Annotated in this window: 27 protein-coding genes; 8 read left to right on the top strand and 19 right to left on the bottom strand. The window is 45.9% G+C overall.

Features of this window, described 5'->3' with window-relative positions; all coding sequences use genetic code 11:
- Nucleotides 1-11: 11 nt before the first annotated feature.
- The 3 genes from CSH92_RS16570 (at nucleotide 12) to CSH92_RS16560 (ending at nucleotide 2,379) form a co-directional block, all read left to right on the top strand.
- The gene (locus tag CSH92_RS16570) at nucleotides 12-908 is read left to right on the top strand and encodes an alpha/beta hydrolase (RefSeq protein WP_205662197.1); all 897 of its coding nucleotides are present in this window, start codon (nucleotides 12-14) and stop codon (nucleotides 906-908) included.
- A 15-nt stretch (nucleotides 909-923) separates the two neighbouring features.
- On the top strand, nucleotides 924-1,631 hold the full coding sequence (locus CSH92_RS16565; RefSeq protein WP_100658763.1) for a DUF6090 family protein: 708 nt from the start codon (nucleotides 924-926) through the stop codon (nucleotides 1,629-1,631).
- A 175-nt stretch (nucleotides 1,632-1,806) separates the two neighbouring features.
- A complete protein-coding gene (locus CSH92_RS16560) occupies nucleotides 1,807-2,379 on the top strand; it encodes a GrpB family protein (RefSeq protein WP_100658762.1) in 573 nt (190 codons plus the stop codon).
- A gap of 53 nt (nucleotides 2,380-2,432) precedes the next feature.
- Here the strand turns inward: CSH92_RS16560 and CSH92_RS16555 are convergent, their stop codons facing one another.
- A complete protein-coding gene (locus tag CSH92_RS16555; RefSeq protein ID WP_100658761.1) occupies nucleotides 2,433-5,903 on the bottom strand; it encodes a PAS domain-containing hybrid sensor histidine kinase/response regulator in 3,471 nt (1,156 codons plus the stop codon).
- 254 nt (nucleotides 5,904-6,157) lie between these two features.
- Between CSH92_RS16555 and CSH92_RS16550 the strand changes: the two genes are divergently transcribed.
- The 4 genes from CSH92_RS16550 to CSH92_RS16535 all read left to right on the top strand — a co-directional run bounded on the left by CSH92_RS16550 (nucleotide 6,158) and on the right by CSH92_RS16535 (nucleotide 10,790).
- Complete coding sequence (locus CSH92_RS16550) at nucleotides 6,158-6,424, top strand: DUF4212 domain-containing protein (RefSeq protein WP_100658760.1); 267 nt, start codon at nucleotides 6,158-6,160, stop codon at nucleotides 6,422-6,424.
- Between the two features lie 4 nt (nucleotides 6,425-6,428).
- Nucleotides 6,429-8,135 carry a sodium:solute symporter family protein gene (locus tag CSH92_RS16545; protein WP_100658759.1) on the top strand — a complete coding sequence of 569 codons (1,707 nt, stop codon included), beginning with the start codon at nucleotides 6,429-6,431 and terminating at the stop codon, nucleotides 8,133-8,135.
- A gap of 129 nt (nucleotides 8,136-8,264) precedes the next feature.
- Complete coding sequence (locus CSH92_RS16540; protein ID WP_100658758.1) at nucleotides 8,265-10,097, top strand: DUF294 nucleotidyltransferase-like domain-containing protein; 1,833 nt, start codon at nucleotides 8,265-8,267, stop codon at nucleotides 10,095-10,097.
- Nucleotides 10,098-10,100: 3 nt separating this feature from the next.
- Complete coding sequence (locus CSH92_RS16535; protein ID WP_240612852.1) at nucleotides 10,101-10,790, top strand: 3'-5' exonuclease; 690 nt, start codon at nucleotides 10,101-10,103, stop codon at nucleotides 10,788-10,790.
- Here the strand turns inward: CSH92_RS16535 and CSH92_RS16530 are convergent.
- Entirely contained in the window at nucleotides 10,780-11,112 is a 333-nt protein-coding gene (locus tag CSH92_RS16530; protein ID WP_100658757.1) for a hypothetical protein, read from the bottom strand. The genes CSH92_RS16535 and CSH92_RS16530 overlap by 11 nt on opposite strands.
- A 238-nt stretch (nucleotides 11,113-11,350) precedes the next feature.
- Here CSH92_RS16530 and CSH92_RS16525 point away from each other — a divergent pair, with 238 nt between their 5' ends.
- Nucleotides 11,351-13,153, top strand: coding sequence for a sensor domain-containing diguanylate cyclase (locus CSH92_RS16525; RefSeq protein ID WP_164084781.1), 1,803 nt, complete (start codon nucleotides 11,351-11,353; stop codon nucleotides 13,151-13,153).
- A 2-nt stretch (nucleotides 13,154-13,155) separates the two neighbouring features.
- On the opposite strand, the gene CSH92_RS16520 is transcribed toward CSH92_RS16525, so the two are convergent.
- The 17 genes from CSH92_RS16520 to CSH92_RS16435 form a co-directional block, all read right to left on the bottom strand.
- Complete coding sequence (locus CSH92_RS16520) at nucleotides 13,156-13,611, bottom strand: GNAT family N-acetyltransferase (protein ID WP_100658755.1); 456 nt, start codon at nucleotides 13,609-13,611, stop codon at nucleotides 13,156-13,158.
- A gap of 83 nt (nucleotides 13,612-13,694) precedes the next feature.
- Complete coding sequence (locus CSH92_RS16515) at nucleotides 13,695-14,138, bottom strand: GNAT family N-acetyltransferase (RefSeq protein ID WP_100658754.1); 444 nt, start codon at nucleotides 14,136-14,138, stop codon at nucleotides 13,695-13,697.
- A gap of 88 nt (nucleotides 14,139-14,226) precedes the next feature.
- Nucleotides 14,227-14,829 (bottom strand): glutathione S-transferase family protein, encoded by a 603-nt coding sequence (locus CSH92_RS16510; RefSeq protein WP_100658753.1) that lies wholly within the window; start codon nucleotides 14,827-14,829, stop codon nucleotides 14,227-14,229.
- A 20-nt stretch (nucleotides 14,830-14,849) separates the two neighbouring features.
- A complete protein-coding gene (locus CSH92_RS16505) occupies nucleotides 14,850-15,464 on the bottom strand; it encodes an FMN-binding negative transcriptional regulator (RefSeq protein WP_100658752.1) in 615 nt (204 codons plus the stop codon).
- Nucleotides 15,464-15,916 (bottom strand): GNAT family N-acetyltransferase, encoded by a 453-nt coding sequence (locus CSH92_RS16500; protein ID WP_240612851.1) that lies wholly within the window; start codon nucleotides 15,914-15,916, stop codon nucleotides 15,464-15,466. The genes CSH92_RS16505 and CSH92_RS16500 overlap by 1 nt, the downstream gene beginning before the upstream one ends.
- A complete protein-coding gene (locus CSH92_RS16495; protein WP_100658751.1) occupies nucleotides 15,916-16,590 on the bottom strand; it encodes a DUF4386 family protein in 675 nt (224 codons plus the stop codon). Before CSH92_RS16495 ends, CSH92_RS16500 begins: the two co-directional genes overlap by 1 nt.
- Nucleotides 16,591-16,686: 96 nt before the next feature.
- On the bottom strand, nucleotides 16,687-17,157 hold the full coding sequence (locus CSH92_RS16490; protein WP_100658750.1) for a hypothetical protein: 471 nt from the start codon (nucleotides 17,155-17,157) through the stop codon (nucleotides 16,687-16,689).
- 3 nt (nucleotides 17,158-17,160) lie between these two features.
- Nucleotides 17,161-17,523 carry a DUF4870 domain-containing protein gene (locus tag CSH92_RS16485; RefSeq protein WP_100658749.1) on the bottom strand — a complete coding sequence of 121 codons (363 nt, stop codon included), beginning with the start codon at nucleotides 17,521-17,523 and terminating at the stop codon, nucleotides 17,161-17,163.
- Nucleotides 17,524-17,602: 79 nt separating this feature from the next.
- Nucleotides 17,603-18,070: a hypothetical protein gene (locus CSH92_RS16480; RefSeq protein ID WP_100658748.1), complete on the bottom strand. Its 468-nt coding sequence runs from the start codon at nucleotides 18,068-18,070 to the stop codon at nucleotides 17,603-17,605.
- An 84-nt stretch (nucleotides 18,071-18,154) separates the two neighbouring features.
- Entirely contained in the window at nucleotides 18,155-18,484 is a 330-nt protein-coding gene (locus CSH92_RS16475; RefSeq protein WP_100658747.1) for an RNA-binding protein, read from the bottom strand.
- Between the two features lie 38 nt (nucleotides 18,485-18,522).
- A complete protein-coding gene (locus CSH92_RS16470; protein ID WP_100658746.1) occupies nucleotides 18,523-18,741 on the bottom strand; it encodes a hypothetical protein in 219 nt (72 codons plus the stop codon).
- A gap of 117 nt (nucleotides 18,742-18,858) precedes the next feature.
- Entirely contained in the window at nucleotides 18,859-19,239 is a 381-nt protein-coding gene (locus tag CSH92_RS16465; protein WP_100658745.1) for a hypothetical protein, read from the bottom strand.
- A gap of 168 nt (nucleotides 19,240-19,407) precedes the next feature.
- The gene (locus CSH92_RS16460; RefSeq protein ID WP_100658744.1) at nucleotides 19,408-19,818 is read right to left on the bottom strand and encodes a helix-turn-helix domain-containing protein; all 411 of its coding nucleotides are present in this window, start codon (nucleotides 19,816-19,818) and stop codon (nucleotides 19,408-19,410) included.
- Between the two features lie 173 nt (nucleotides 19,819-19,991).
- The gene (locus CSH92_RS16455; protein ID WP_124916990.1) at nucleotides 19,992-20,333 is read right to left on the bottom strand and encodes a hypothetical protein; all 342 of its coding nucleotides are present in this window, start codon (nucleotides 20,331-20,333) and stop codon (nucleotides 19,992-19,994) included.
- A gap of 493 nt (nucleotides 20,334-20,826) precedes the next feature.
- Nucleotides 20,827-21,204, bottom strand: a complete 378-nt coding sequence (locus CSH92_RS16445; protein WP_100658741.1) for a hypothetical protein — start codon at nucleotides 21,202-21,204, stop codon at nucleotides 20,827-20,829.
- Nucleotides 21,205-21,326: 122 nt separating this feature from the next.
- Nucleotides 21,327-21,623: a hypothetical protein gene (locus tag CSH92_RS16440; RefSeq protein ID WP_100658740.1), complete on the bottom strand. Its 297-nt coding sequence runs from the start codon at nucleotides 21,621-21,623 to the stop codon at nucleotides 21,327-21,329.
- A gap of 117 nt (nucleotides 21,624-21,740) precedes the next feature.
- Entirely contained in the window at nucleotides 21,741-22,028 is a 288-nt protein-coding gene (locus CSH92_RS16435; protein WP_100658739.1) for a hypothetical protein, read from the bottom strand.
- Nucleotides 22,029-22,166: the final 138 nt, after the last annotated feature.

Here is a 22,166-nt window from a genome sequence, read left to right as displayed (position 1 = left end):
CGATCTCCATTATGAATATAGGTTTTTTAGGCGTAACGCGCGCTCTTTTTTACTTTGGGATTATTAGTCTATACGGCTGTGCCAGCCAACCTATCGAACTACACAGCAAGCACGGAGAATTATACAGCCCGTCGATGGGGCGGGTGATGTCGTATTCCGTTTATACGCCTCCCGACTGGTCACCTGATGAATCACTTCCGCTAATGCTATTACTGCACGGCGCTCGTGATAATCACCAGACTTTTGATAAATACAAGGTCGGGCAGCATTTAGATAAGGAGGCTAGTGAAAGAAATCTCCCCCGTGTTATCGTACTTTCACCAGACGGCGAATTGGGTTTTTGGGAAAACTGGCACGATGGAAGTCACCTTTATCGCGATTGGGTAGTAAAAGATCTAATGCCCTACGTTGCAGAGACCTACAATACACTTCCCTGTCCTGATGCCTGTTTTGTTACAGGTATCTCAATGGGAGCCCACGGCGCACTGCGATTTGCCTACTATGAAAAACAAACCTTTGGTAGTGTCGCGGCACTAAGCGGTCCAATTATTAGCAAACGTTATCCTGGCGAGTCGAGTTTAGGCAGGACAATCATGATGTGGTTACTTCCAACAGAGCGGATTTGGGGTGATATCGAAAGCGAAAGCTCCCACGTGCCCAAAGATTTAGACCCTTACATAAGCTGGATTAAGCGACCCGATCTCGTCGATTTGCCGCTTTTACTCGCCTGGGGAAGTGAGGAAAGTAAGTCAATCAAAAACAGCAATGAACATTTCCATAAATACCTTCTCGAACACAATAAACCCCATGAGTATCTAGTCTTTGACGGCGGGCACAAGTGGGTTGCTTGGAGAGAGGTTATGGATGATGTTATTCGATTTCATATGCTATCCTCTCATTTTCAATAAAGTGAGCTGCGCTACATGATTATCCGCCGTTACGCCCAACACATAAGGAATCAGAACTGGAGCGCTTTCATTCTCGATATATTCGTGGTTTTGATTGGCGTTTACTTAGCAGTCGTTATAGGTCAGTGGGACACCCAGCGAACAGATAGAATAAGTGCCAATCAATCATTGATGTTTCTGCACCAAGACCTAAAGGACGATATAGAGCAGCTGTCGATTATATTAACCAAAAGAGATGCTATGTCATCCATCTTGGAGAAAATGATAGAGGCTCTCTTAGAATCTCCAGTGAATATTGATAATGTGACACGAATCAATCAAAAGCTGGATATCCTCGATACACCAACTTTTTTCCCAAACAAGTCAGTGTACAAACTGATGTTGGAAAATGGTCAACTTGTCAATCTTCTAGATAATGACTTGGTCCGCGATATTACGAAATTATTTGATTATTCAAATAATAGAAACGACGTGTACGCCTATCTCAGTGATGCCTATCACGATGCGATTCTTCGAAACACAAGACATCATTATATTGATAGAACCAATGAGACTCTCCTTATTGAATCAGAAATAGAGCTCGGGAAACTAAGAAGTGGACTAGCAGCTCAGAAAGCATATGGAGAAGGATATTCTGACTTTTTACGGAACACGCTCTTACCTTCATATAGAGCACTAGATAAGAAAGTTGAAAGCTACTTACTAACGCATAGTGTCAACTGATATTAAAACGCATGTCACGGTATTATTTGTGGATTGAAACTACCCATGCTATCTGTCTGGATGGCGGGCTGCTAGTGGTCTTTTTGTGCCTACTACCCATTCCCAATAGAGCGGCAAAACGTTTATAGTGCTGTGATCGAACCTGCCTCAATTGATATAAGTGTAAAGCCTTCAAATGAATCGTGACAAAATAGAAATCATTCCGTATCAAAAAAGTTGGCAAGAACAATTCAACTCAGCCAAATCACTTCTTGAACTCTCATTAGGAAAAACTGCTGTTAGTATCGAGCATATAGGCTCTACTTCTATTCTCAATATGCCTTCAAAAGATAGGATAGATATTCAGATTGGAGTGAACGAAATATCGGAAGAACAGTGCGATCAAATTAATTCAAAGCTCAAAGTTTTTGGTTTTCCAGCAGCGTACCTTAGTGTCGACCATTTGCCTCCGAATGAGACAGATGAAAATGAATGGAAAAAGATCTATTTAAAAGGTAGAAATGACAAATGGAGTTTTAAAGCGAATATTCATTTTAGAAGAGTTGGAGCGAAGAACTTTAAATATGCGCTTTTGTTTAGGGATTACCTCAAATGTCACACCGAAACGGCTTTAGCATACGCTCGATTAAAACATTCATTAGCTAAATATACCCAAAATAACAGAGATGCTTATTGTGAAGTCAAAGATCCCGTGTGTGACCTTATCATGCTAAGTGCAAAAGATTGGGAAAGCAAAAACAATACTTAAGTCGCCCACTTGGAACAATTAATAATGCGCTTTTTGATAAGACCACGTTTGCTTTAACTTTCTTGCGTTTTGGTGTTTGTTGCTGCTTTTTCTACTACACCTGCCTCTTCTATATAACGTGTCATCGATTGCAGCAGGGCGCGCAGTTTTGCTGGTTTCACCGGCTTGTTCATGTAGTGCACGCCATGGGCCTTACATTCGTCTATCAATGCTTGCTCACGGACGGCGGTGATAAGGCAAGCTGGAAAGACAGTATTCGACTCGTGGCGCAAGGTTTCAATCAGTGTGAGTCCGTCTTCTTCACTACTTAGTTGATAGTCCATTAACACAATTTGTGGATTAAACTCACGGGTCACTTCAATCGCTGATACGCTGTTGTTTGCGGTTTCCACATGCACGCCCCAGCGTTCAAGTAGCACCTTCAAGGCATCAAGATTCTCCTGCTGATCATCCACACACAACACGCGCAGGTCAGAAAATGACGCATTCGCTGCAGTTTTGCGGGGAGTATCAATGGTTTTACCAACGGTTTGCTCAAGGCGTAATTCAAATACACTACCCTGATGTAACGTCGAGTGTACATTTACATTACAGTTCATCTGAGCGCTGAGACGACGCACTACACTCAGGCCAAGACCTACGCCACTTTCACTATGATTAGTGGTGCGATAAAAATCACTGAATATTAATAGCTGCTGGTCTTCTGATATACCCATTCCGGTATCGTACACGCGCACAATGACCTGTTTACCAAAGCTTCTCACAGTTAACAAAACCTTGCCGTTTTGCGTGTATTTCACTGCATTTGACAGTAAGTTCTGCACAATACGGTACAAATAGGTTTTATCCGCCATAACCCAGCAGGGCCGAATACGCGCCCTAAAAGTGAGCCCTTTTTCACTGGCTTTGAGCGAGGTTTGATCCAGTAAAGGCCCGAGTAGTTGTTGAATATCCACTGCTTCAATGCTGGGTTTTAGATCGCCTTGGTCAAGTCTGGCGATATCCAGTAATGTGCCGATCAAGTGTTCACTGGCATTCACGGATTGATTCAGTTTGCTTACTAAAGTTTTCGCGTTGTCTTCAAGCGCATGTTCCTGCAGCGCAGAGACATATAGTTTGGCGGCATTTAATGGCTGCAATACATCGTGACTGGCCAAGGCGAGAAAACGGGTTTTACTGGCATTGGCTTCTTCGGCTACTTGGCGGGCGCGGATCAGTTCTTTTTCAGCATCCGAGCGGCGTTGAATTTCAAGGCGTAATTCTGCATTAATCGAGTGAACTTCCTCAGTACGCTTGCGCACTCGTTGCTCTAGATCGATGTTCGATTCTTCCAGCGCTTGCTGGATTTCAACGTAACCGGTGATGTCATTAAACGTCGTAACAAAGCCTCCACCCGGTAACGGATTACCAATCATTTCTATGACCTTGCCATCTTTACGGTGACGGGTAAATTTATGTTGCTGGCCGGCGCGCAGATGCTGCATTCGCTTATCCACTTCTTCTTCGATGTCTCCCGGACCACAATTGCCTTGCTCGGCGTTGTAGCGCACCAGGTTAGCTACTGGTGTGCCGACTTCAAGCATGCCGTCGGGATAGTCAAACATATCGCTGTAGCGTTTGTTCCACGCCACCAGCTTAAGCTGTTTGTCCACTACACTGATCCCTTGGTCGATATTCTCCAGCGAAGTGATCAATGCTGTCATGTTGTATTGCATGGCTTGCGTGGTGTCGTCAAAGAAGTTGATGACCTCGGTAAAGTCGAGTTTCTTGCCGCGGGTTACACTCTCGGTTAACACCCGCGCACTGGAAGCGCCGATCACGCCGCCTAAAGCGCGTTCACAAAAGCTGACAAACTCGGGACTCGGTTGTTCATGGGCTTGCACGGGTGAAGGACTTGAGCGATTGAACTCACCCACCAATTGCTTACAGCGACCTTCGCCCATAAACGTAGTTAATAAAGTCAGTAAATCTTCAACTTTGACATTACTATTTTGGTTGCGGCTAACACCACTTCGCACATCTGTCGGAGATACGAAGGCTTCTGCTTGGATCCGGTCAATCAGGCGGGTAGGGGCCCACAAGGAGAATAGGATATACGCAATGGCATTGGCCATAAGACTGATAATTGCGCCTTGACTCAACAGTTCGTTTTGATGCAATTGATCAAATTCGTTATTGACGATGGGCATTACTAGCCACAATACCCAACACATCAAACCTACTAATAGCCCAGCATAGACCCCATGCGCATGTCCGCGTTTCCAATACAGGCCGCCTAAAATCGGCGGAAGCAGTTGGATCACCAACGAAAACGCAATCAACCCAATGGATGACAATGATCTACTGCCCGCCATTTGCTGGTGATAAGCCAGTGATAACAAAAGGATCAAGCCAATAATAATCCGCCGGATAAAACGGATCTTGCGGCTGTAATCGAGGTTTTGCTGTGGCTCGTTGGTGGCAAAAATACGTGGCAAGACAATGTCATTGGTCAACATGGTGCTTAGGGTTAGCGTGGCAACAATGATCATTGCCGTTGCTGCTGAAAGTCCGCCAAGAAACACTAATGCTTGCAAGATCAACGAGCCATTGTCCATGGCAATACTCAGTACGTAGGCATCAGGTGCAAGGTTGGTGTTGGCGAACATGTGAGTGCCAGCTAATGCAATAATTGGGATCACGGCGGCCATAATGAGTAAGTAAAGGGGGAACAGCCAGCGCGCGGTTTTTAAATGGCTAAGGCTTAAATTGTCGATAATTGCCACATGGAACTGGCGCGGCAAACAAATTACCGCGGCCGCTGCCATTAGCGTTTGCGCCCAGAAGGTAAAGGATGAGAATGTGGCAGTAGCTTGGCCAGCAAATAGCGTTTCTATAATGTGTACGTCTGGCGTATTGATAAGCGTAAAATAGGCCACAAAGCCAATGAGCACGAGGGCTAGTAATTTGATGCTGGATTCAAATGCAATGGCCAGCATCAAGCCTCTGCGATACTCGGTCACGTCGGTATTTTTGGTGCCAAAGAAAATCGCGAAAACAGCGATAAAGCCTGTGGCCAACAGGACAATATGGTCAGGATCGCGATAGTCGGTCAACAGTAAAAAAGTGGTGCCAATGGCTTGCAGCTGCAATGCGATATACGGAATGGTTGCCAGCAGTGCGATAACTGTCACCATCAACGCTACTGCCTGTCGTTTACCATAGCGCGAGGCAATAAAGTCGGCGATAGTGGTTATGTGTTGTTTCTTGCTGACAACGATGAGTTTATAGATAAAGCGGTAACCCAGCGCATAGACTAAAACAGGGCCGAGTAATATTGGCAGATACATCCAATTATCCCGACTGGCCTGGCCCACCGCGCCAAAAAATGTCCATGCCGTACAATAAATCGCTAGCGCCAATGAATAAATCGCGGGATGCGATGTTAGCCAGCGAGCAGTGGGCGAATTTTTATCCCCCCAACGCGCAATTAAAAACAACCCAAAGAGGTAAAGAATTGCCAGCGTGGTCCAGCCGAAAACCATTTAATTTCCTAACAGTTTGTTTACAAATGACACTTTATCACAGTGTCTGCAGATTATTTAAGCCTACGACCATGGTCGCATTTCTAGTTTGCTAACACCGATCTAAAGTAACTACCAAGGCTTAAATCAAGCATTTTTTATGGGCTTGAACGATAGCGAAGGATTTTTCTCCTTACGCCAAAGTCGATAAATCGTGCCTGGTTAGTAAATTGTAAAAATAAAAACATCTACTTAACGAGTTTGAGGAAAGAAAAATGGCTTTCAAAAGTGATGATGATAAGAGCGCGTATTGGCGAGAGAATCTCGGCCTACTCGCCAAGCTATTGGTTATCTGGTTTGTAGTCTCATTTGGTGCGGGCATCTTGTTTGTAGACCAACTAAATGCGATTCAATTCTTTGGGTTTAAATTAGGCTTCTGGTTTGCACAACAGGGTTCTATTTATGTGTTTGTCGCGCTGATCTTTGTCTACATGGCGAAAATGAATGCGATGGATAAAAAATATGGCGTAGACGAGGAGTAGGGTGATGGATGTTCAAACTCTCACATTTTTAATCGTAGGCGGCTCGTTTGCGTTATACATTGCAATTGCTATTTGGGCTCGAGCGGGATCAACTAACGACTTTTATGTTGCGGGTGGTGGTGTACCACCGGTAATGAACGGTATGGCCACGGCTGCCGATTGGATGTCTGCGGCATCCTTTATTTCCATGGCGGGTTTGATCTCGTTTATGGGCTATGACGGTGCAGTATATTTGATGGGCTGGACCGGCGGCTACGTATTACTAGCACTATGCCTTGCACCGTATTTGCGTAAATTTGGTAAGTTTACGGTGCCTGACTTTATCGGTGATCGTTACTACTCGCAAACGGCGCGCACTGTTGCAGTATTTTGTGCCATCTTTGTGTGCTTTACCTACGTTGCTGGGCAAATGCGCGGGGTTGGCGTGGTATTCAGTCGTTTCCTTGAAGTGGATATCGTGACCGGTGTGGTTATCGGGATGGCAATCGTATTCTTCTATACCGTGCTAGGCGGTATGAAGGGGATCACCTACACCCAAGTGGCGCAATACTGCGTACTTATTTTCGCCTATATCGTACCAGCAGTTTTCATCTCAATGATGGTCACAGGTCATATCCTGCCGCAAACGGGCTTTGGCGCAACGCTGGCTGACGGGTCCGGGGTGTACTTGCTCGATAAGCTAGATGGGCTGTCGACCGAGCTTGGCTTTAATGAATACACCTCGGGTACTAAGAGCACGATCGACGTCTTCTTTATTACCTTTGCCTTGATGGTAGGAACCGCCGGTTTACCTCACGTTATCGTGCGCTTCTTCACTGTGCCTAAGGTTCGTGATGCGCGTAAGAGTGCAGGTTGGGCGTTAGCATTTATCGCTATTTTGTACACCACAGCACCTTCATTAGCCGCTTTTGCTCGGGTTAACATGATTGAAACCATCAATGGTCCACAAGGCACGGGCACCAGTTATGCTGAAGCGCCAAGCTGGATCAAAAACTGGGAGCAAACCGGGCTGATCGGCTTTGAAGATAAAAACGGTGACGGCAAAATGTTCTACTCAGGTGATGAGCGCAATGAGATGAAAGTGGATCGCGATATCATGGTATTAGCGAACCCTGAAATTGCCAACTTGCCAGCGTGGGTCATTGCTTTAGTGGCTGCGGGCGGGGTTGCTGCTGCGTTATCAACGTCGGCCGGATTGCTGTTGGTTATCTCCACATCGGTGTCACACGACTTGTTAAAACGCAACTTTGCACCAGATATCAGTGATAAAGCGGAGCTGTTTTACGCCCGGGTGGCGGCGGCAGTGGCAATCGGGATTGCTGGCTACTTTGGTATTAATCCGCCCGGATTCGTGGCGCAGGTAGTGGCCTTTGCCTTTGGTCTGGCAGCATCCAGCTTCTTCCCTGCGATCATTATGGGTATCTTTAGCAAGCGTATGAATGATAAAGGCGCAGTGTCGGGCATGATTGCGGGTATCGCATTCACCGCGGCGTACATCATCTACTTTAAGTTTGTGAATCCAGCGGCCAACGTACCTGCCAACTGGTGGTTCGGTATCTCACCTGAAGGAATTGGTACCGTTGGAATGGCAGTAAACTTTGTGGTGGCTTATGCGGTCTTTAAGATGACTGATGAAGCACCACAGGAAATCCAAGAGTTAGTTGAGAGTATCCGCTTCCCGAAAGGAGCTGGTGAAGCAACGGCGCACTAATGGTTAGCCATTGATTAAGGCAAAAGGCTCGGCGACTTTGTCGGGCCTTTTTTTGATCTAACCCAGTGTTTGCGACTGTAACCCGCGTATACTTTTTACCATGGGTGACAGTTGCGTAAGGAGAAAGCCGTGAGCACAGTGCCACAACAGATCAGCGATTTTCTGCGCACATCGGCGCCATTTGACCAGCTAGGCGAGCGTGATATTCAACGTTTGGTGCACAAAGCCAAGCTGATCTATGTTACTGAAGATAATAAACAGCAGTTGTTGCAGTCGGATCCGCACTGTTTGTATTTGATCCAAGCCGGGCAATTTTCGGTCAAAGATTCTGATGGCCCAACCCGTCACCTCAGCGATGGCGACTATTTTGGGATCAGCGGCATCCTCGATAATATTGAATATCCCATTACCCTGAGTGTGGATATGCCAGGGTTGATATTTTGCTTCCAACGCGACGCCGTATTGCAAGTCTTAGAAAACGCTACAGTGGCCAACTTTTTTAATAGCGCCAATACTGATGCACTGCAAAACAGTGCGGTGACTGACTCAAACAGTATGTGGCTATACAAGCCATTATCTGAGGTTATCAGTAAGGCACCGGTAGTCGCGGATGTTGGGCAGTCCATCGGTCAGGCTGCTGCCTTGATGGCAGAGCAAAATGTATCATCGCTATTGATCACCCAAGACGCCAATCTCGTCGGCATTCTTACCGATCGCGATTTGCGCAATCGTGTGGTAGCACGGGGTACCGATTACGCCTTATCGGTGGCCGAAGTGATGACCCCACAGCCGGCTAAAATCACCCAAAATCGGACCTTGTTTGATGCTTTGTCATTGATGACCGAACGTAACATTCATCACCTCCCAGTGATCGACCGTTTCAGTTATCAACCGGTGGGCATGATCACGGCCAGTGACATCGTGCGCCATCAACGGGGCAATGTACTATTTGTGATCGGTGAGCTATCCAAAGCGCAAAACCTGTATGACTTAATTCGGGCGAGTTGGCAAATTCCGCACTATTTCTCAACCCACGCCAAACGTGCCGGTGATTTTGATATCGCGGGCAAAGTGTTGTCGCAAGCCACCGATATTATGACGCGCAAGTTGATTACCTTCTATCAGCACAACGCGGGGCCGGCGCCAATGGCCTATTGCTGGGTGGTATATGGCTCCCAAGCACGCGAGGACCAAACCCTAGGCTCCGATCAAGACAACGCCTTATTGCTTGAGCGCACGCCCACCACGGCAGAAGAGCACTATTTTGCCGAGCTTGCCGATTACGTGTGTCAGGGCCTGAATAAGTGCGGGATCAAACTTTGTCCAGGCAATATCATGGCCTCTAATCCAGAACTTCGCTTGTCGTTAAACGCTGCGTTGGATGAAGCGCGCAGCTGGGTTAAGCAACCCACCCCAGACGCTATCATGCATTTTAACATTTTCTTAGATGCACGCGCGGCTGCCGGTGATGTTGAACTATTCAAACAACTACAAGCTGAGCGCGCACCACTGCTTCAGAACAAAATGTTTCTCGCTGCGTTAGCGCGGCATACGAACGAGATCAACGTGCCCTTATCGATGTTTCAAAAGTTTGTTTATGAGAAAGGGCGCGATGTAAAAGACAGTATTGATTTGAAGAAAAACGCCGTAGCAATTATTAATAACCTAGTGCGTTTATATGCGTTGGAAAGCGGTCTTAAAATGCCTGCAACGCTGGGGCGATTAGCTAATTTACCCAGCACCTCAGGACTGTCTTCACGCGATGCTGATAATCTGCGCGACATTTGGCTGTTCCTAAATCGCTTACGCTGGCGCCACCAATTGACGCAAAAAGTCACAGATAACTGTGTTGCCGTCAGCGAACTTTCATCGATTGAAAAACATCAGCTTAAAGCCGCTTTCAAAGCCATTGGTCGCGCGCAACAAGCGGCAGTTATGAAGTTCTCTGGGGGCGTGGGGTAGCGCGTGGGGTTACTCAATTGGTTTAAAGGCTTGGGAAGCCATCACCGCCAAGCGCTGCCGGCCACTTTTGCCGCTAAGAAATTGGTCGATATCCCCTTTTTGGCGATTGATCTTGAGCTAACCTCACTAGATCCCAATAGCGCTAAAGTGTTATCCATCGGCTGGGTAGAAGGCCGTAATTACTGTGTCGATCTAGCAAGCTGCTTTTACCAAGTGGTCCGAACCAAGGATGATTTACAACAGAGCCCGGTGATCCATGGCTTAACAGACGAGCAAATTCGTCAAGGGGCGCCGGTTAAGGCGGTGGTTGAGCGCTTACAGAGCTATGTTGATAGTCACGTTTGGGTATTTCACAACGCAAATTTAGATGTTGGCGTACTGAGCACCGTAGCGACTAATTTGGGTTTACATGTACCGACCATCGTTACGCTCGACACGCTGAAATTGGCGATTTATTCATTACAAAAACAACACAGCGTATTACCACCGAATAGCGCCACTTTGGCAGTTTGCCGTGATCGATTGAATTTACCCGCTGCGCCTGCACACAACGCATTGGATGATGCCCTAGCCACTTTAACCTTATGGTTTGCGCAGCAATCGCAACTTGATCCCAAGGCGCATTTAACCTTGGCAGATATTCAGCATACTGCTGGAGTTAATAGTATTAGCCTAGGCAAGCCTAAGGATTAGGTGGTAAGTGAGTACTCACAATTTTCTTAAGTTGCTGGCGAACTTGGTGGCAAGTAATTTCATTTTCGATGAGGCGAGCAAATAACAACGCAAAAATCATCGTGATCACGATAGCCCAAAGTGGCCAGTGCAAAACCAGAGCGGTGAGGGCGTAGGTGGCACCCAACACCAGTGCACGGATCAGCACCGCTAGGGCGAAAAAGTAAGGGATTGGCCAGCGCTGATTTATTTTGTCGCGAGCGCGTTCTAAATAGGTAAATTGTTCATTGCGCGGTAAATGCGATATTTCAGCGAAATAATCAATATACCCTTTGATATCCATGTGTGAAAATTCCTCAGCCGTGTCAGAATATTGCGACAGTTTCACTTTAGGTGAAATTCATCGACGAAACAATACCCTGCGTTATTATCTCTCTTTCAAACCGGTTGTAGAGTCTTCAAGATGCTTGAAAACCCCTGCAGTCATGGTGGCTATCGGTATCGTGCTTCTATATACTCACGCGGCATAATTAGTAGTAGTCGGTCGTTCGGCATAGCGTTTGGGTAGGGTGAAAAAGTCAGTGTGTAGTGGTCAACGTTTAATTTCACTTGTGGTAGTGCTGTTATGTTGGTGTGCGATAGCTAGTGCACACGCAGTAGAAACCATCGTAGTGAGCGCACATGAAGATGGCACCCAACGCACAGGGGCTGCGCACATCTATTTTGACCCGGAGCATAGTCATACTGCGATTGATATCTTACGCGAATTGCAAGCAGGCCAATTCACTTCGTTATCCAGTCAAGGTTCTACCGGATTGGTGCGCGGTGACACCTGGTCTGTATTTACCCTGCAAAATACCACGCCTCAAAATCTGATGCTGTATTTGGAGTACGTTGATCATCAGGTCATTGAGATTGACGCCTATCAGGTTGATCTCAAATCTCTGGATGTGCAGTTATTTCAGCGTCTCGCCTTGAACAAACCATTTTCGGCGCGCCCAGTGACACATAATCGTTTTGTTGTGCCGGTTGAGGTGCAAGCTAATAACAGTGTGACTTTATTGGTTCGCTTCGGTGCGACAGAGGCCGGCTATACCTATCCAAGTATGCGGATCTGGTCACCCAAAGCATTGGCTGAATCCCATGTTAGAGAATCGGGCTTGCTGATGTTCTTATTCGGCGGTTTTTTCTTAATGGCGCTGTTTTCAGTGGTTGCTGGATTTGCCGCGGGTCGTAAAATTTTCTTTTTATATGCACTGTACTCGCTGTCAAAAATTACCTGCTGGGCGACAATTTTAGGACTTACCCATCAACACATCATTACCGATAATTTTCATTGGAGCCTGATGTCGATCAGTGGTGCAGTGACTATTGTGTGTGGCTTGATATTCGCTCGTGCGTTTCTGCGCACCCGCAAGTTTTTACCCAAAGCCGACTACATCTTAATTTTAATGATAGTGAATGCTTGCTTACTTTTAATTGCTGCCATTTTCCAGATCAAAGCCATGGCTATTATCACGATCACGTTAGCGTTGGCGCTTTATCCGGTCATGTTGGTAGTCGGTATGCTGCGTTGGCGGCAGGGGGCCAACGAAGCTGGAATATTTACCTTAGCGTGGGCGACTTTAGTCGCGGGATTGGTGATACAAGCACTGCGCGATCTGGGTTACGTTGAACACAACATGCTTAACTATTATCTGCCGCCAGTAGCCTCGTACATCGAGATGATCACTATAATGCTCGCCATGGGTCTGTTCGTGCGCCAGTTGCGACGTGATAAGCAGCAAGCAGAAGTGCAGTATCGAGAGCATTTGGAAGCCTCCAAACAGCGCTTGGAAAATGAAGTGCAGATGCGTACTAAAGAGTTGGAGCGAGCTAAAACTCGCGCTGAGATTCAGGCGAATACCGACGAATTGACCGGAGTGCGCAATCGTCGCAGTTTCTTATTGCTGGCGCAGCAGCGTTTAGAGTTGGCGGTACGTCAACATCAAACCTGCTGTTTGTTGATGTTGGATCTTGATCACTTTAAGCAAATCAACGATACCCATGGGCACGGAGTGGGTGATGAAGTCCTCAAGCAGTTTGCGTTAACGGTCGACACCTTGATCCGCGAAACCGATGTTTTTGGCCGCTTTGGTGGTGAAGAGTTTGTATTGCTGATCACAGAGCCCTGTGACGCCGCAATGTTACTAGCCCAGCGACTATTAGAGAAAACCGCAGATATTCATGTCACCTCAGGTAAGGGCAAAGTCAAGATAACTACCAGTATTGGCCTTGCTTGCGCCATACCGCCAGCTAATATCGATGATTTATTGCATCGCGCCGACGAGGCCATGTACGAAGCCAAACGGCGTGGTCGCAACTGTGTAGTAGTGGCCGAGTAGGGTCATAGCGACAACGTCATAAAGTGGCTATTGGGATCTAATTGATAGTCACCAAATGGGCCACAATCGACAAATCCAAGTTTGTGATACAGGTTGCGAGCTGCAGCAAAATAACTTTGTGTACCGGTTTCAAGGCTGAGCTGCTCTATGCCTTGCGCTTTAGCATATGAGAAAAGGTGCTCAAGTAAGCGATTGGCAACGCCTTGCTGTCGATACGCTTTGACCGTGCGCATCGATTTGATTTCTGCCGAGGTGGTGCTTAGCACTCGAATTGCCGCACACCCCATTAACTGATGGTTATCCCAGGCACTGAAAAATGTGATCTCAGGGGCTTTTAAACCTTCAACGTCCAACGCATGCACACTTTCTGCAGGTGATGTGGCATACATGTCTGCCAAATGCTCTTGCAGCAATTCAATCACTTCGCCGCCACTTAGATCATCAATGCGGATTTCCATTTCGTTCAGCTCTCATCTGTTTAGTTTTCTACTGTGTTACTTAATCTTACCGGCTTTCTCGACGATGGCAGTCGCGAGGCGATCTAATCCTTCTCTGGTTGAGTGGATTGATAAATGTCGGGTTGCCAGATCTGCATCAGCGATTCGACTTTTTCAATCGGCTTAAAGCCGTATTGGGCATACAAGCCGTGGGCGTCATAGGTTGCCAGTAATAAGCGGCGAAAGCCCTTGACCTCGGGTAACGATACAATGTGCTCAACCAAATACTTGCTGATCCCTTGCCCCCGAGCGTCTTCGATAACAAACACATCCGCTAAATAGCCAAAGGTGGCTTTATCAGTGATCAAACGGGCAAAGGCGACTTGTCGGTTGTCCTGATCAAATACGGCAAAGCACCAAGAATTGGCGATAGCCTTTTCGAGCAACTCGCGCGGCATGCCTGCGGCCCAATAACTGGTAGAAATAAAACGATAGATCAGTTCGTTATCAAATTCACTTTGGGTGGTGCTGATCCGGTAACCTAGCACAAAATGACCTTTTCTAATTTAACGTTAATGTAACCGACACCCTGCGTGAGGCAGCGCTTACAGTCAATGGAATTTTTCCTTTCACCCGCTACGTGATTGGCATTGCGCGATAAGCAGGCAGCGCAGCAATACGACCCATCCATGCTTGAATGGCTGGGTACTGTACCAGTGAAAAACCACCTTCGTCGGCAACATGGGTATAGGCATACAAACTGATATCTGCAGTAGTTACATTCTCGCCGCACAGATAGGGCGTTTGTTTTAGTTGCTGCTCCATCACTTGCAACGCTTTATGGCCGCCCGCTTGTTTCGCCTCAAACTCGCTACGCCTTTCTTCTGGCATCCCCAAATACTTGGCGATAAAGCGGGCTACAGCGATATAGGGTTCATGGCTGTATTGTTCAAAAAACTGCCATTGCTGCACTTTGGCCAAGGCAAAAGGTTCGCTAGGTAGCATAGCACTGCCGTGAGCGAGGTAATTAATAATCGCATTAGACTCAGATAAATAGCGCCCGTCATCTAGCGCTAATAACGGTATTTTGCCCACGGGATTGCTGGCCAGAAATTCAGCTGATGCGGTATCACCCGCCAAAATATCAATGGCATGCCAGGAATACTCAAGCCCTAACAAGGCACAGGTGAGCTGCACTTTATAACAATTGCCTGATTGGGCATCACCGTAGATCTTCACGTTTTGATTCCTTTTCTTGATTATTTACCAATGCCTTTTTGCGCTTCTCGCATATAGGCAGCTAACTTTTGCGCAGAAAGGTTTGGCGTATGCTGCAGAGCAGTGTACACACCTGTTTGGTCGGCATGGGTTTTATGCTGCCCTAACTTTTCTTTTGCTTGAATGTCATCTACCTGAATAGTAAACCCGACAACGGCTTTAATTAAACGCTGGATGTATTCCTCAGGCCAATATGGTGGATCCTGACTAATTTCTGGCTCTTGGTGCGCGACCAATTGCATCACTGCATCGCGGGTGGCGTCCTCATCCAACCGAGAGAATGTGCCACAGCATTGAACAGCAGCGTAATTCCATGTCGGCGCGTTGGGCTGAGACTGATACCAAGTTGGACTGATGTAGCTGTGAGGCCCGGTAAACACCGCCGTTACACGTTGATCGTTCATCACTTGCCAGTGGCGATTAGCTTTTGCCATATGGCCAAGCAAGATTGCATGGCCATCCGCGTTTTCCTGAAATAACAAAGGTAGATGGGTGACTTGTAGGTCAGAAGACATCAATACTGCAAAATTATAGCGGTTGATAAAGGCCGCAATACGCGCCTTATCATTCATTTGCATGTTGGGTGGCAGGTACATCAATTTGCTCCGCTAGGGTTCATCAAACTGCGCTCTCGCTCTAACACCCAGCAACGCGGATTATGGCTAAAGCCGATATGGGCATAATATTCATTAGCGGCTGGGGCGGCGAGCAAAATGAGTTTGGTCTGTGGCCCCAGCTGTTGTTGGGTCAAATGTTGTAACTGCTTGCCAACCCCCGCGCTTTGGTAGGCTTTGTCCACGGCGAGGTCAGATAAATAGCACGCATAATGAAAATCGGTGACGCTACGCGCGATCCCGATTAACTGCTCCCCAAGCCAAGCACTTACCGTTAAGTTGGCGTTATCCAGCATGCCTTGTAAACAGATAAGATCATCAATCGGACGGCGCTCTGCAAGGCCACTGCTTTGTAGTACATCGATAAACTGGGTAACCGTAACGGTTGTATTTATTTTATAGGTAATGTGTTGTGACGTGCTGACAGCCATCATTAGTCTTCCTGCGGGTCACGCAACATGGCAATACCCAAGCCAATAAACCAAAGAATTTGACCAAGTCCAAACAGCGCAGTGGTAAGTTCAAAAAAGCTAACGCTGCGTAACGCTTCCAGTCCGGCGAATAGGGTTAAAATCCCGGCCAACGCAACCACTAATCCCCACAGGTGTAACCAGCGCGAATAAATACCGGAGCGTAAACCCACTACACTGATGATTAGCACCCAAACAGCGCCAATTAATTCAATCCCACCGCCTAAGGCAGATATGACAACGGCCAGTGTTTGGTGGAGCAGCAATGCATTCTCAGGCGATGCAGGATGCATATTGGTTAAAGTGGTAAGACTGGTCAAAAAGATAAAACTACTGGCAAGCACAAAACCAGCCCAGATATAGCCGACGGTAGCGGAGTATTGCATCACTTGCGGAGCGGCTTCGCGCATGCGCTGATACAAGGCTTGCACCAGCGCGATTAAGGCAAAACTGAATAAAACCCCGATAACCAAATAGCCTAAGAAATAGCTATCTTGGTGCTGCAACAAATAAGCTAAACGCTCGTCAGCGCTGCTCAGTTGGCTAGTATTGAGTACTCCGAAAAACAAGGCAAAACCAACCAGATAGGTGGTGGCTTCAGTTAATGCGGCTAGACCGCCCCATTTTAGCAATTTCATCCATTTATCCTGCTAGTGCGTGTGATGCGCTGAGCATAGCACTATTCAGAGTGCAAAAAGTCCTTCGCCATATTCTTTTACAATTTACTCTGCGGATTATTCGCCAGAGTTAACGATTTGCAGCTCTTCAGCCTGTTTAATGCGAATGTGGGTTTGATAATAATACTTTGCACCAGACGCAACGTCTGACGACTGTTGCGCACTGGTCAGTACGCGCTTGGCTTTGCCGGTAACCGCAATGGTCTTGCCCAGCATAAACTGCTCCAGTGGCGCACCCAGTTGGGCTTCAAAAACTGCTACCAACGCGGGTGGAATGGTCACCGTAATATTGTCGGGTTCGCGCAAGTCTGCTTTGGTGTTTAAGTAGACAAAAGCCCCCTGCTTGTCTGCGGTTTGAATGGTGAGTAAATACTCGCCGGCTATTTCCTGCGGTGATATTTCGGCTAATGCGGTGATCCCAGTTCCCTCAAGCGAGGTTGACGGTGGGGGTAAGGATGAACAACTGACCGCGCTACCAGCGAGTATGAACACAACAAAAAAGCCTATTTTCCGGGTGTTTGCAAGCATGCTTTACACCTTTAGAAACGAAATGCTCAATGGGTAGTACCAAAGCTTGCCATCGTTGGCTTTTACCGCAGCGATTATGGCAAACAAAAAATTCAGTAGCGCTAAAATCCCCAACCCAATCATACCGATAAAGATGATGGTCAGTATGCCGCAGATAATGCTGTAAATGAGTAAACTCAATACCCAGTTAACCGTGACTCTGCCGTGTTTATCAATGTCAGGATGTTTATCTTTATTCGCCAGCCACATCACAATCGGCAAGATAAATCCTAAACCAGGCGCAACAATGCTGGAGAGCTGACTGACGTGGATCAAAATGCAATAAGAGCGTAATGGCATGCCCCAGTATTCTTGTGGTTCTTCCATGTTGGACTCCAAAAAGAATGGTCTAAGTGATCATGCCATTTGCTGGTATGCGTGCCAAGCAGTAATGCGGCTGAATGGGTTAAAACTGATAGCCCAACTGAAACACCAGCGCACCCTCTGTACCGTCATTAGTATCACCGACCATGAAGCCAAGCCCGATGTTGGTACCAGCTCGATCAATCCCATTGAAGAAATAATGGTAACCTAAACCACCACCATAAATGGCATCGTGGTTATCGAAGCTTTCTCGCTCAGTACCGACAATCCCCACATAGGCACCCAGTCCATGCTTATTGTTTGGCACACTGAGTATATTGGTAGTGATCCAACCGCCGCCGACGCCGCAAGTTGAACCCGCACGACTGGAGTAACTCACGCAACCGGCAGAAATATAGGTAAGACTGTTCTCTGAGTGAGAAGCTATGTTCACGCCCAGACCGCTGTATAAACTACCCACACCCATGCCAAAGGAATATTCCTTCGCATTGACGTTGGCGGTAAGAGCAAGAGGGAAAAGCGCGCAGGCAAGTAGTTTCAAAGATTTCATTAGTTTCCTTACTAGTTTTATATTCAAGCGCGCGCATTATATAGAAACGCGCATCTCATGCTTGAGTTTTTATCCAATAGTAACTTAGCTGTCGGTTGCTCCCCAACTAAACGCCGCGGATACAACCATGCCGTTCGGATCAATGTTTACGCTACACTGGGCCATGTGCAGCATAACCCAACTGCTTTGTGTGATGGTTTTACCGTTCTCAACCACGGTAATTGAATAGGAGGATAGGGTAGCGGTATTTAATTGTGAGATTACGCTAGAAAGCGAAGTCGCCTGCGTAAAATTGCCGCACAGATAAAAAATTTCTTTTCTCGCTTCGTTCGCAAAAAATACCCAAATCACAAATGCCAATACGCTAAGGGTACTAATCACTACTTTTCGCGTGTGTTGGAAATTGCTGCGCACTTTAATCTGTTCCTAAAGAGATCAGGACGGTAGTCAGTCTAAGACTCTTGGCTTGATGTCGTAGCGACATCTTTTTTGAGCGCCAATACCATAATAAAAATTGGTCCGAGCGGTGGAATTAAACCGAAGATAAAGCCTAATACCGCCATAAGCGCTGGTTCATTCGTTTTTCGTTTACCTAAAATGTAGCCAATGATCGCGCAGGTGATTGATAAGAAAAAAGCCAGTTGGCCAATAAGTGTGGCATTGATGTTCATTTACTATCCTCCATGAAGGTTCCGTTTACATAATATAATGTTGGCTTGCTTGTTTTTACAGTCTTAATGTTTTCGGTTTCTTTAGCGCGAGTGAAACCCTGAGTTGGTTTGGCGAATTCAAGAGCGCCAGCCCAAATACCCTGCAACTAAATAGAAAAGCGGAGAAAAAATTAATACAGATAATCCACCAATGTTCGCGCCACCTCCGGTATGCATAAGCATGATTAGCGCAGAGTAGAGTGTGATAATGACGGAAATAACCAACAGCCCGATTGCCATTCCACGCAATGAACGCAAGTGTGGCCGCTCGGTTAAGAGGGCAATGATGCTAGCAAGCCAAAACGGTGCGCCAAACATAACAAGGCCGACTGAGGCTATTGTTTTCAGGCTTTCATGTTGGAGCAGCATATATAGCATGCCAAAGGCTAAGACAGTTGCAATCAAGCCTGCGATGCCAAATTTTAATGAAAATTGTCGCCTTTCTAGTCCTGCGTCCATCAGTTTCTCCTTGTCCTTGTTATATACTGTTGCGGCGTTGGTATTAACATAACCCTGCTATTGTGTATAACTTTCGATTAGCGGGCGTAGGCACGCAGGGCACAATAGCAAAGCCGCCCTACATGCATCCCAGCGAACGAACTGAGAGTGGTGCTATATAGCCTCTCATCAATATTTTTTCGTATCAATATAATGCTTCATGTTAGAAAAAATATAAGCCAAAAGAAAAAATGCCGACGTGGCAAATATGTCAGGTTTAATGATCCAAGATAGCAGGCCCAAAAGCACTGTTATTATTTCTAACATAATAATTTCCTTTCGCGCCTTCACTCCCCAAAATGAAAGCCTGATCCATAAGGGCTCTTTGTTCCATTCTTTTGATGTTTTGTCTATCACGATAATTTCCTCTTGAAGTTTAGAAATGTCAATTTCAAACACAGAGGCAAGAGCTTTAAGAGATTCTATGCTGGCTTTGTTTCCGCTTTCTATTCGTTGAATAGTTCTCGTACTCAAACCGCTTAACATGGCGAGCTGTTCTTGTGACCAGCTTCGTTTTTCTCTCAGACGTTTGACTATCATATGGGCTCCTTACCAATGTGAGGGGAAATTATCCATGTATTGCTCGATTGTCGGTTACGAAATTCGTGCGACACTGGGGCGACAGGCGGTGTATACAGCGATAAAACAACCATATACGTATTTGTCCCAGCGACTGATGGGGGGGAGCTTTATTGACTTGTCAAATACCATATCTAATTAAAAAGACGAGCCAACAATTCGGCTACAGCTACTACCCATAAAATACAAACCACGATAAAAAATTTGAATTTAACTTCTGCATCAAAGTCTTCCCAATGCTGCCCTTTCCACAATGATACCCAGTCGCGTTGAAATACATAGTGTAGAGTTTCAGGCAGTTTCTCATACTTATAGCCAAAGAAAAGTTGAGCGATTAATTTGTACACTGGCCAGCTAATAATAGCTGAGACTACTACTAAATACGGATGTTCTAAAAATTGAAAAGCTTCCATACTACCCTGGCATAGAACGCCGCCAACAACGGCAGGCTTGTGATTGTGGATTTTGTGCCACAATGGCGAAGCCATACACAAAAGGCGCAAGCGCAAGCCTGTCCAGAGAGCGCAGCGAACGATGTTGCTTGGCCTTGTTATGTGGTGACTTAAAATAAACCATAAAGCCAATATACCCCGAAATATAATGCTGTTGCTATTGCACTATGGATTACTAGAAACACCATGAAATCTCTAGCGATGGAAAAGCCTAAATCACTTTGCTCTTGAGCCGATAGTTGGTCTATCTCCCATACCATTGAGGTTTGGATAAAAACTGATTGCCGGGCTGTATATAGAGAAACAACAAAAAGAAACAAAGTGTAAAGTGATATGTATGTAGCTGCGTTTGTGAAGAAAAAAAGATAAACGAAAGCCGCCGCTAAGAACATAACGGTGATTGGTAATATTAGAATTAGTAGCTTCCTATCCATATTATCTTAAGCCACATAACGCCTAATTCATAAATTCAGGTTGTGGTTTAACCTGAATATTTTGCAATGTATAGTTATAGCTTTTAATCCAGCGCAATATAAAGATACTCTTGCTTTTCGTTTGGAACTGGGTCAAAGCCATTTTCTTCCGCTATTTCATTTGCCAAAGAAAGAAGTTCTTCGCGAGCACTATCTTCCTCTGGCAATTTGACGCAAATTTTTCCTGAGTTTTCAAATCTACAATCTTCGGTTGCTCGTTCGATATCCAAAGCCCAAATATTCTTTGCTCCGGCAATAGCTAGCTCTGCAGCAAATTGTTCTGATTCAGATTGGGTTGAAAACTCACCTAAAGTTCGTTCAATATCATCATCTTTACCGAGCCACTCAAGAAGATCTTCTTTCTCAGTGCACTCAATAAGCTTCAAGCAAAACTCATCGTTTTCCTTTGAGTTAAAATCCATTGATTAAATCCTTGTGGCTATAACGCCCCGTTTAAGGGGCACAAACATGTAGGCTAAACTGTGAAGCAGCCTGCATGTTTGTGTCCCAGCCCACGCCCAGCGTGGGCGAATTAAAACGTTTGTTAGGTGGCATTGCTAAACAGTACTTTTAATTTTTTACCAACATAATAAGAACACATAATGGCAAGTTGGACTACGAAATTAAATAGCGGCAAAACAAACAACATACCTACAATTACAAACCCACTTTCGCCGTCTGGAATATTTCTAAAATAATCAGCAATAACAAAAACGAAAATAAAAAATGAAACCAAGATTTGAACAGCAAGCAAATACTTGTTTTGAGAAACTATATGCGCATGAACCGGCATCGCTAAGAAGCAAAAAATAAAATAGATTCCAAAAAAGAGTAGTTCCATTTTCTCTACACTGACACCTAACACCCCGATAAGGGGCAATTACTTGCATGCGAAAATCGCGGAGCCGCATGCGAGGAATTGTCCCAGCGAACGGAGTGAGCGAGCTTGACCGGTTTGTTAGGTGCCACTTGGTAAATCAAACTCCCTGTTCTTTGATTTATGAAACTCATTAATTTGGTCTACTGTTGAGATTAGAGCATTAAGGTCGGCTTTGTCAGTAAAATAAAGCGTTACACTCTCATCATCATTTTCAACAAGGTAATCAAATTCAATATTAAAAACTTCGATTAAAACATCCTCTATGTAATCTCTGTGGTGCCAGTCGATAAGATTTAGGATGGGGCCAGTTTTCGGATCTGTTTCAATAGTGATTTCGGATAAGAGATATTGAAATTCCTTTTTCACTTTGGCTCCTAACACCCCAATAAGGGGCAGTTACTTGCCCGCGAAAATAGCGACAGCGCGGGCGAGTAACTGTCCCAGCGAACAGAGTGAGCGAGCTTGATCGGTTTGTTATACGTCATGCTAATTTAATCCTCTATA

This window comes from Neoalteromonas flava (assembly GCF_002807685.1).
Taxonomy (GTDB): domain Bacteria; phylum Pseudomonadota; class Gammaproteobacteria; order Enterobacterales; family Alteromonadaceae; genus Alteromonas_E; species Alteromonas_E flava.
This window is presented reverse-complemented; position numbering and strand designations above follow the sequence as displayed.

What these genes read in the sequence shown, in the direction of transcription:
- CSH92_RS16490 (WP_100658750.1), bottom strand. Translation starts at nt 17,157, where the DNA reads ATGCTTGCAAACACCCGGAAAATAGGCTTTTTTGTTGTGTTCATACTC.
- CSH92_RS16550 (WP_100658760.1), top strand. Translation starts at nt 6,158, where the DNA reads ATGGCTTTCAAAAGTGATGATGATAAGAGCGCGTATTGGCGAGAGAAT.
- CSH92_RS16520 (WP_100658755.1), bottom strand. Translation starts at nt 13,611, where the DNA reads ATGGAAATCCGCATTGATGATCTAAGTGGCGGCGAAGTGATTGAATTG.
- CSH92_RS16570 (WP_205662197.1), top strand. Translation starts at nt 12, where the DNA reads ATGAATATAGGTTTTTTAGGCGTAACGCGCGCTCTTTTTTACTTTGGG.
- CSH92_RS16500 (WP_240612851.1), bottom strand. Translation starts at nt 15,916, where the DNA reads ATGATGGCTGTCAGCACGTCACAACACATTACCTATAAAATAAATACA.
- CSH92_RS16530 (WP_100658757.1), bottom strand. Translation starts at nt 11,112, where the DNA reads ATGGATATCAAAGGGTATATTGATTATTTCGCTGAAATATCGCATTTA.
- CSH92_RS16460 (WP_100658744.1), bottom strand. Translation starts at nt 19,818, where the DNA reads ATGATAGTCAAACGTCTGAGAGAAAAACGAAGCTGGTCACAAGAACAG.
- CSH92_RS16505 (WP_100658752.1), bottom strand. Translation starts at nt 15,464, where the DNA reads ATGTACCTGCCACCCAACATGCAAATGAATGATAAGGCGCGTATTGCG.
- CSH92_RS16485 (WP_100658749.1), bottom strand. Translation starts at nt 17,523, where the DNA reads ATGGAAGAACCACAAGAATACTGGGGCATGCCATTACGCTCTTATTGC.
- CSH92_RS16495 (WP_100658751.1), bottom strand. Translation starts at nt 16,590, where the DNA reads ATGAAATTGCTAAAATGGGGCGGTCTAGCCGCATTAACTGAAGCCACC.
- CSH92_RS16480 (WP_100658748.1), bottom strand. Translation starts at nt 18,070, where the DNA reads ATGAAATCTTTGAAACTACTTGCCTGCGCGCTTTTCCCTCTTGCTCTT.
- CSH92_RS16440 (WP_100658740.1), bottom strand. Translation starts at nt 21,623, where the DNA reads ATGGAACTACTCTTTTTTGGAATCTATTTTATTTTTTGCTTCTTAGCG.
- CSH92_RS16545 (WP_100658759.1), top strand. Translation starts at nt 6,429, where the DNA reads ATGGATGTTCAAACTCTCACATTTTTAATCGTAGGCGGCTCGTTTGCG.
- CSH92_RS16470 (WP_100658746.1), bottom strand. Translation starts at nt 18,741, where the DNA reads ATGAACATCAATGCCACACTTATTGGCCAACTGGCTTTTTTCTTATCA.
- CSH92_RS16445 (WP_100658741.1), bottom strand. Translation starts at nt 21,204, where the DNA reads ATGGATTTTAACTCAAAGGAAAACGATGAGTTTTGCTTGAAGCTTATT.
- CSH92_RS16565 (WP_100658763.1), top strand. Translation starts at nt 924, where the DNA reads ATGATTATCCGCCGTTACGCCCAACACATAAGGAATCAGAACTGGAGC.
- CSH92_RS16465 (WP_100658745.1), bottom strand. Translation starts at nt 19,239, where the DNA reads ATGGACGCAGGACTAGAAAGGCGACAATTTTCATTAAAATTTGGCATC.
- CSH92_RS16555 (WP_100658761.1), bottom strand. Translation starts at nt 5,903, where the DNA reads ATGGTTTTCGGCTGGACCACGCTGGCAATTCTTTACCTCTTTGGGTTG.
- CSH92_RS16560 (WP_100658762.1), top strand. Translation starts at nt 1,807, where the DNA reads ATGAATCGTGACAAAATAGAAATCATTCCGTATCAAAAAAGTTGGCAA.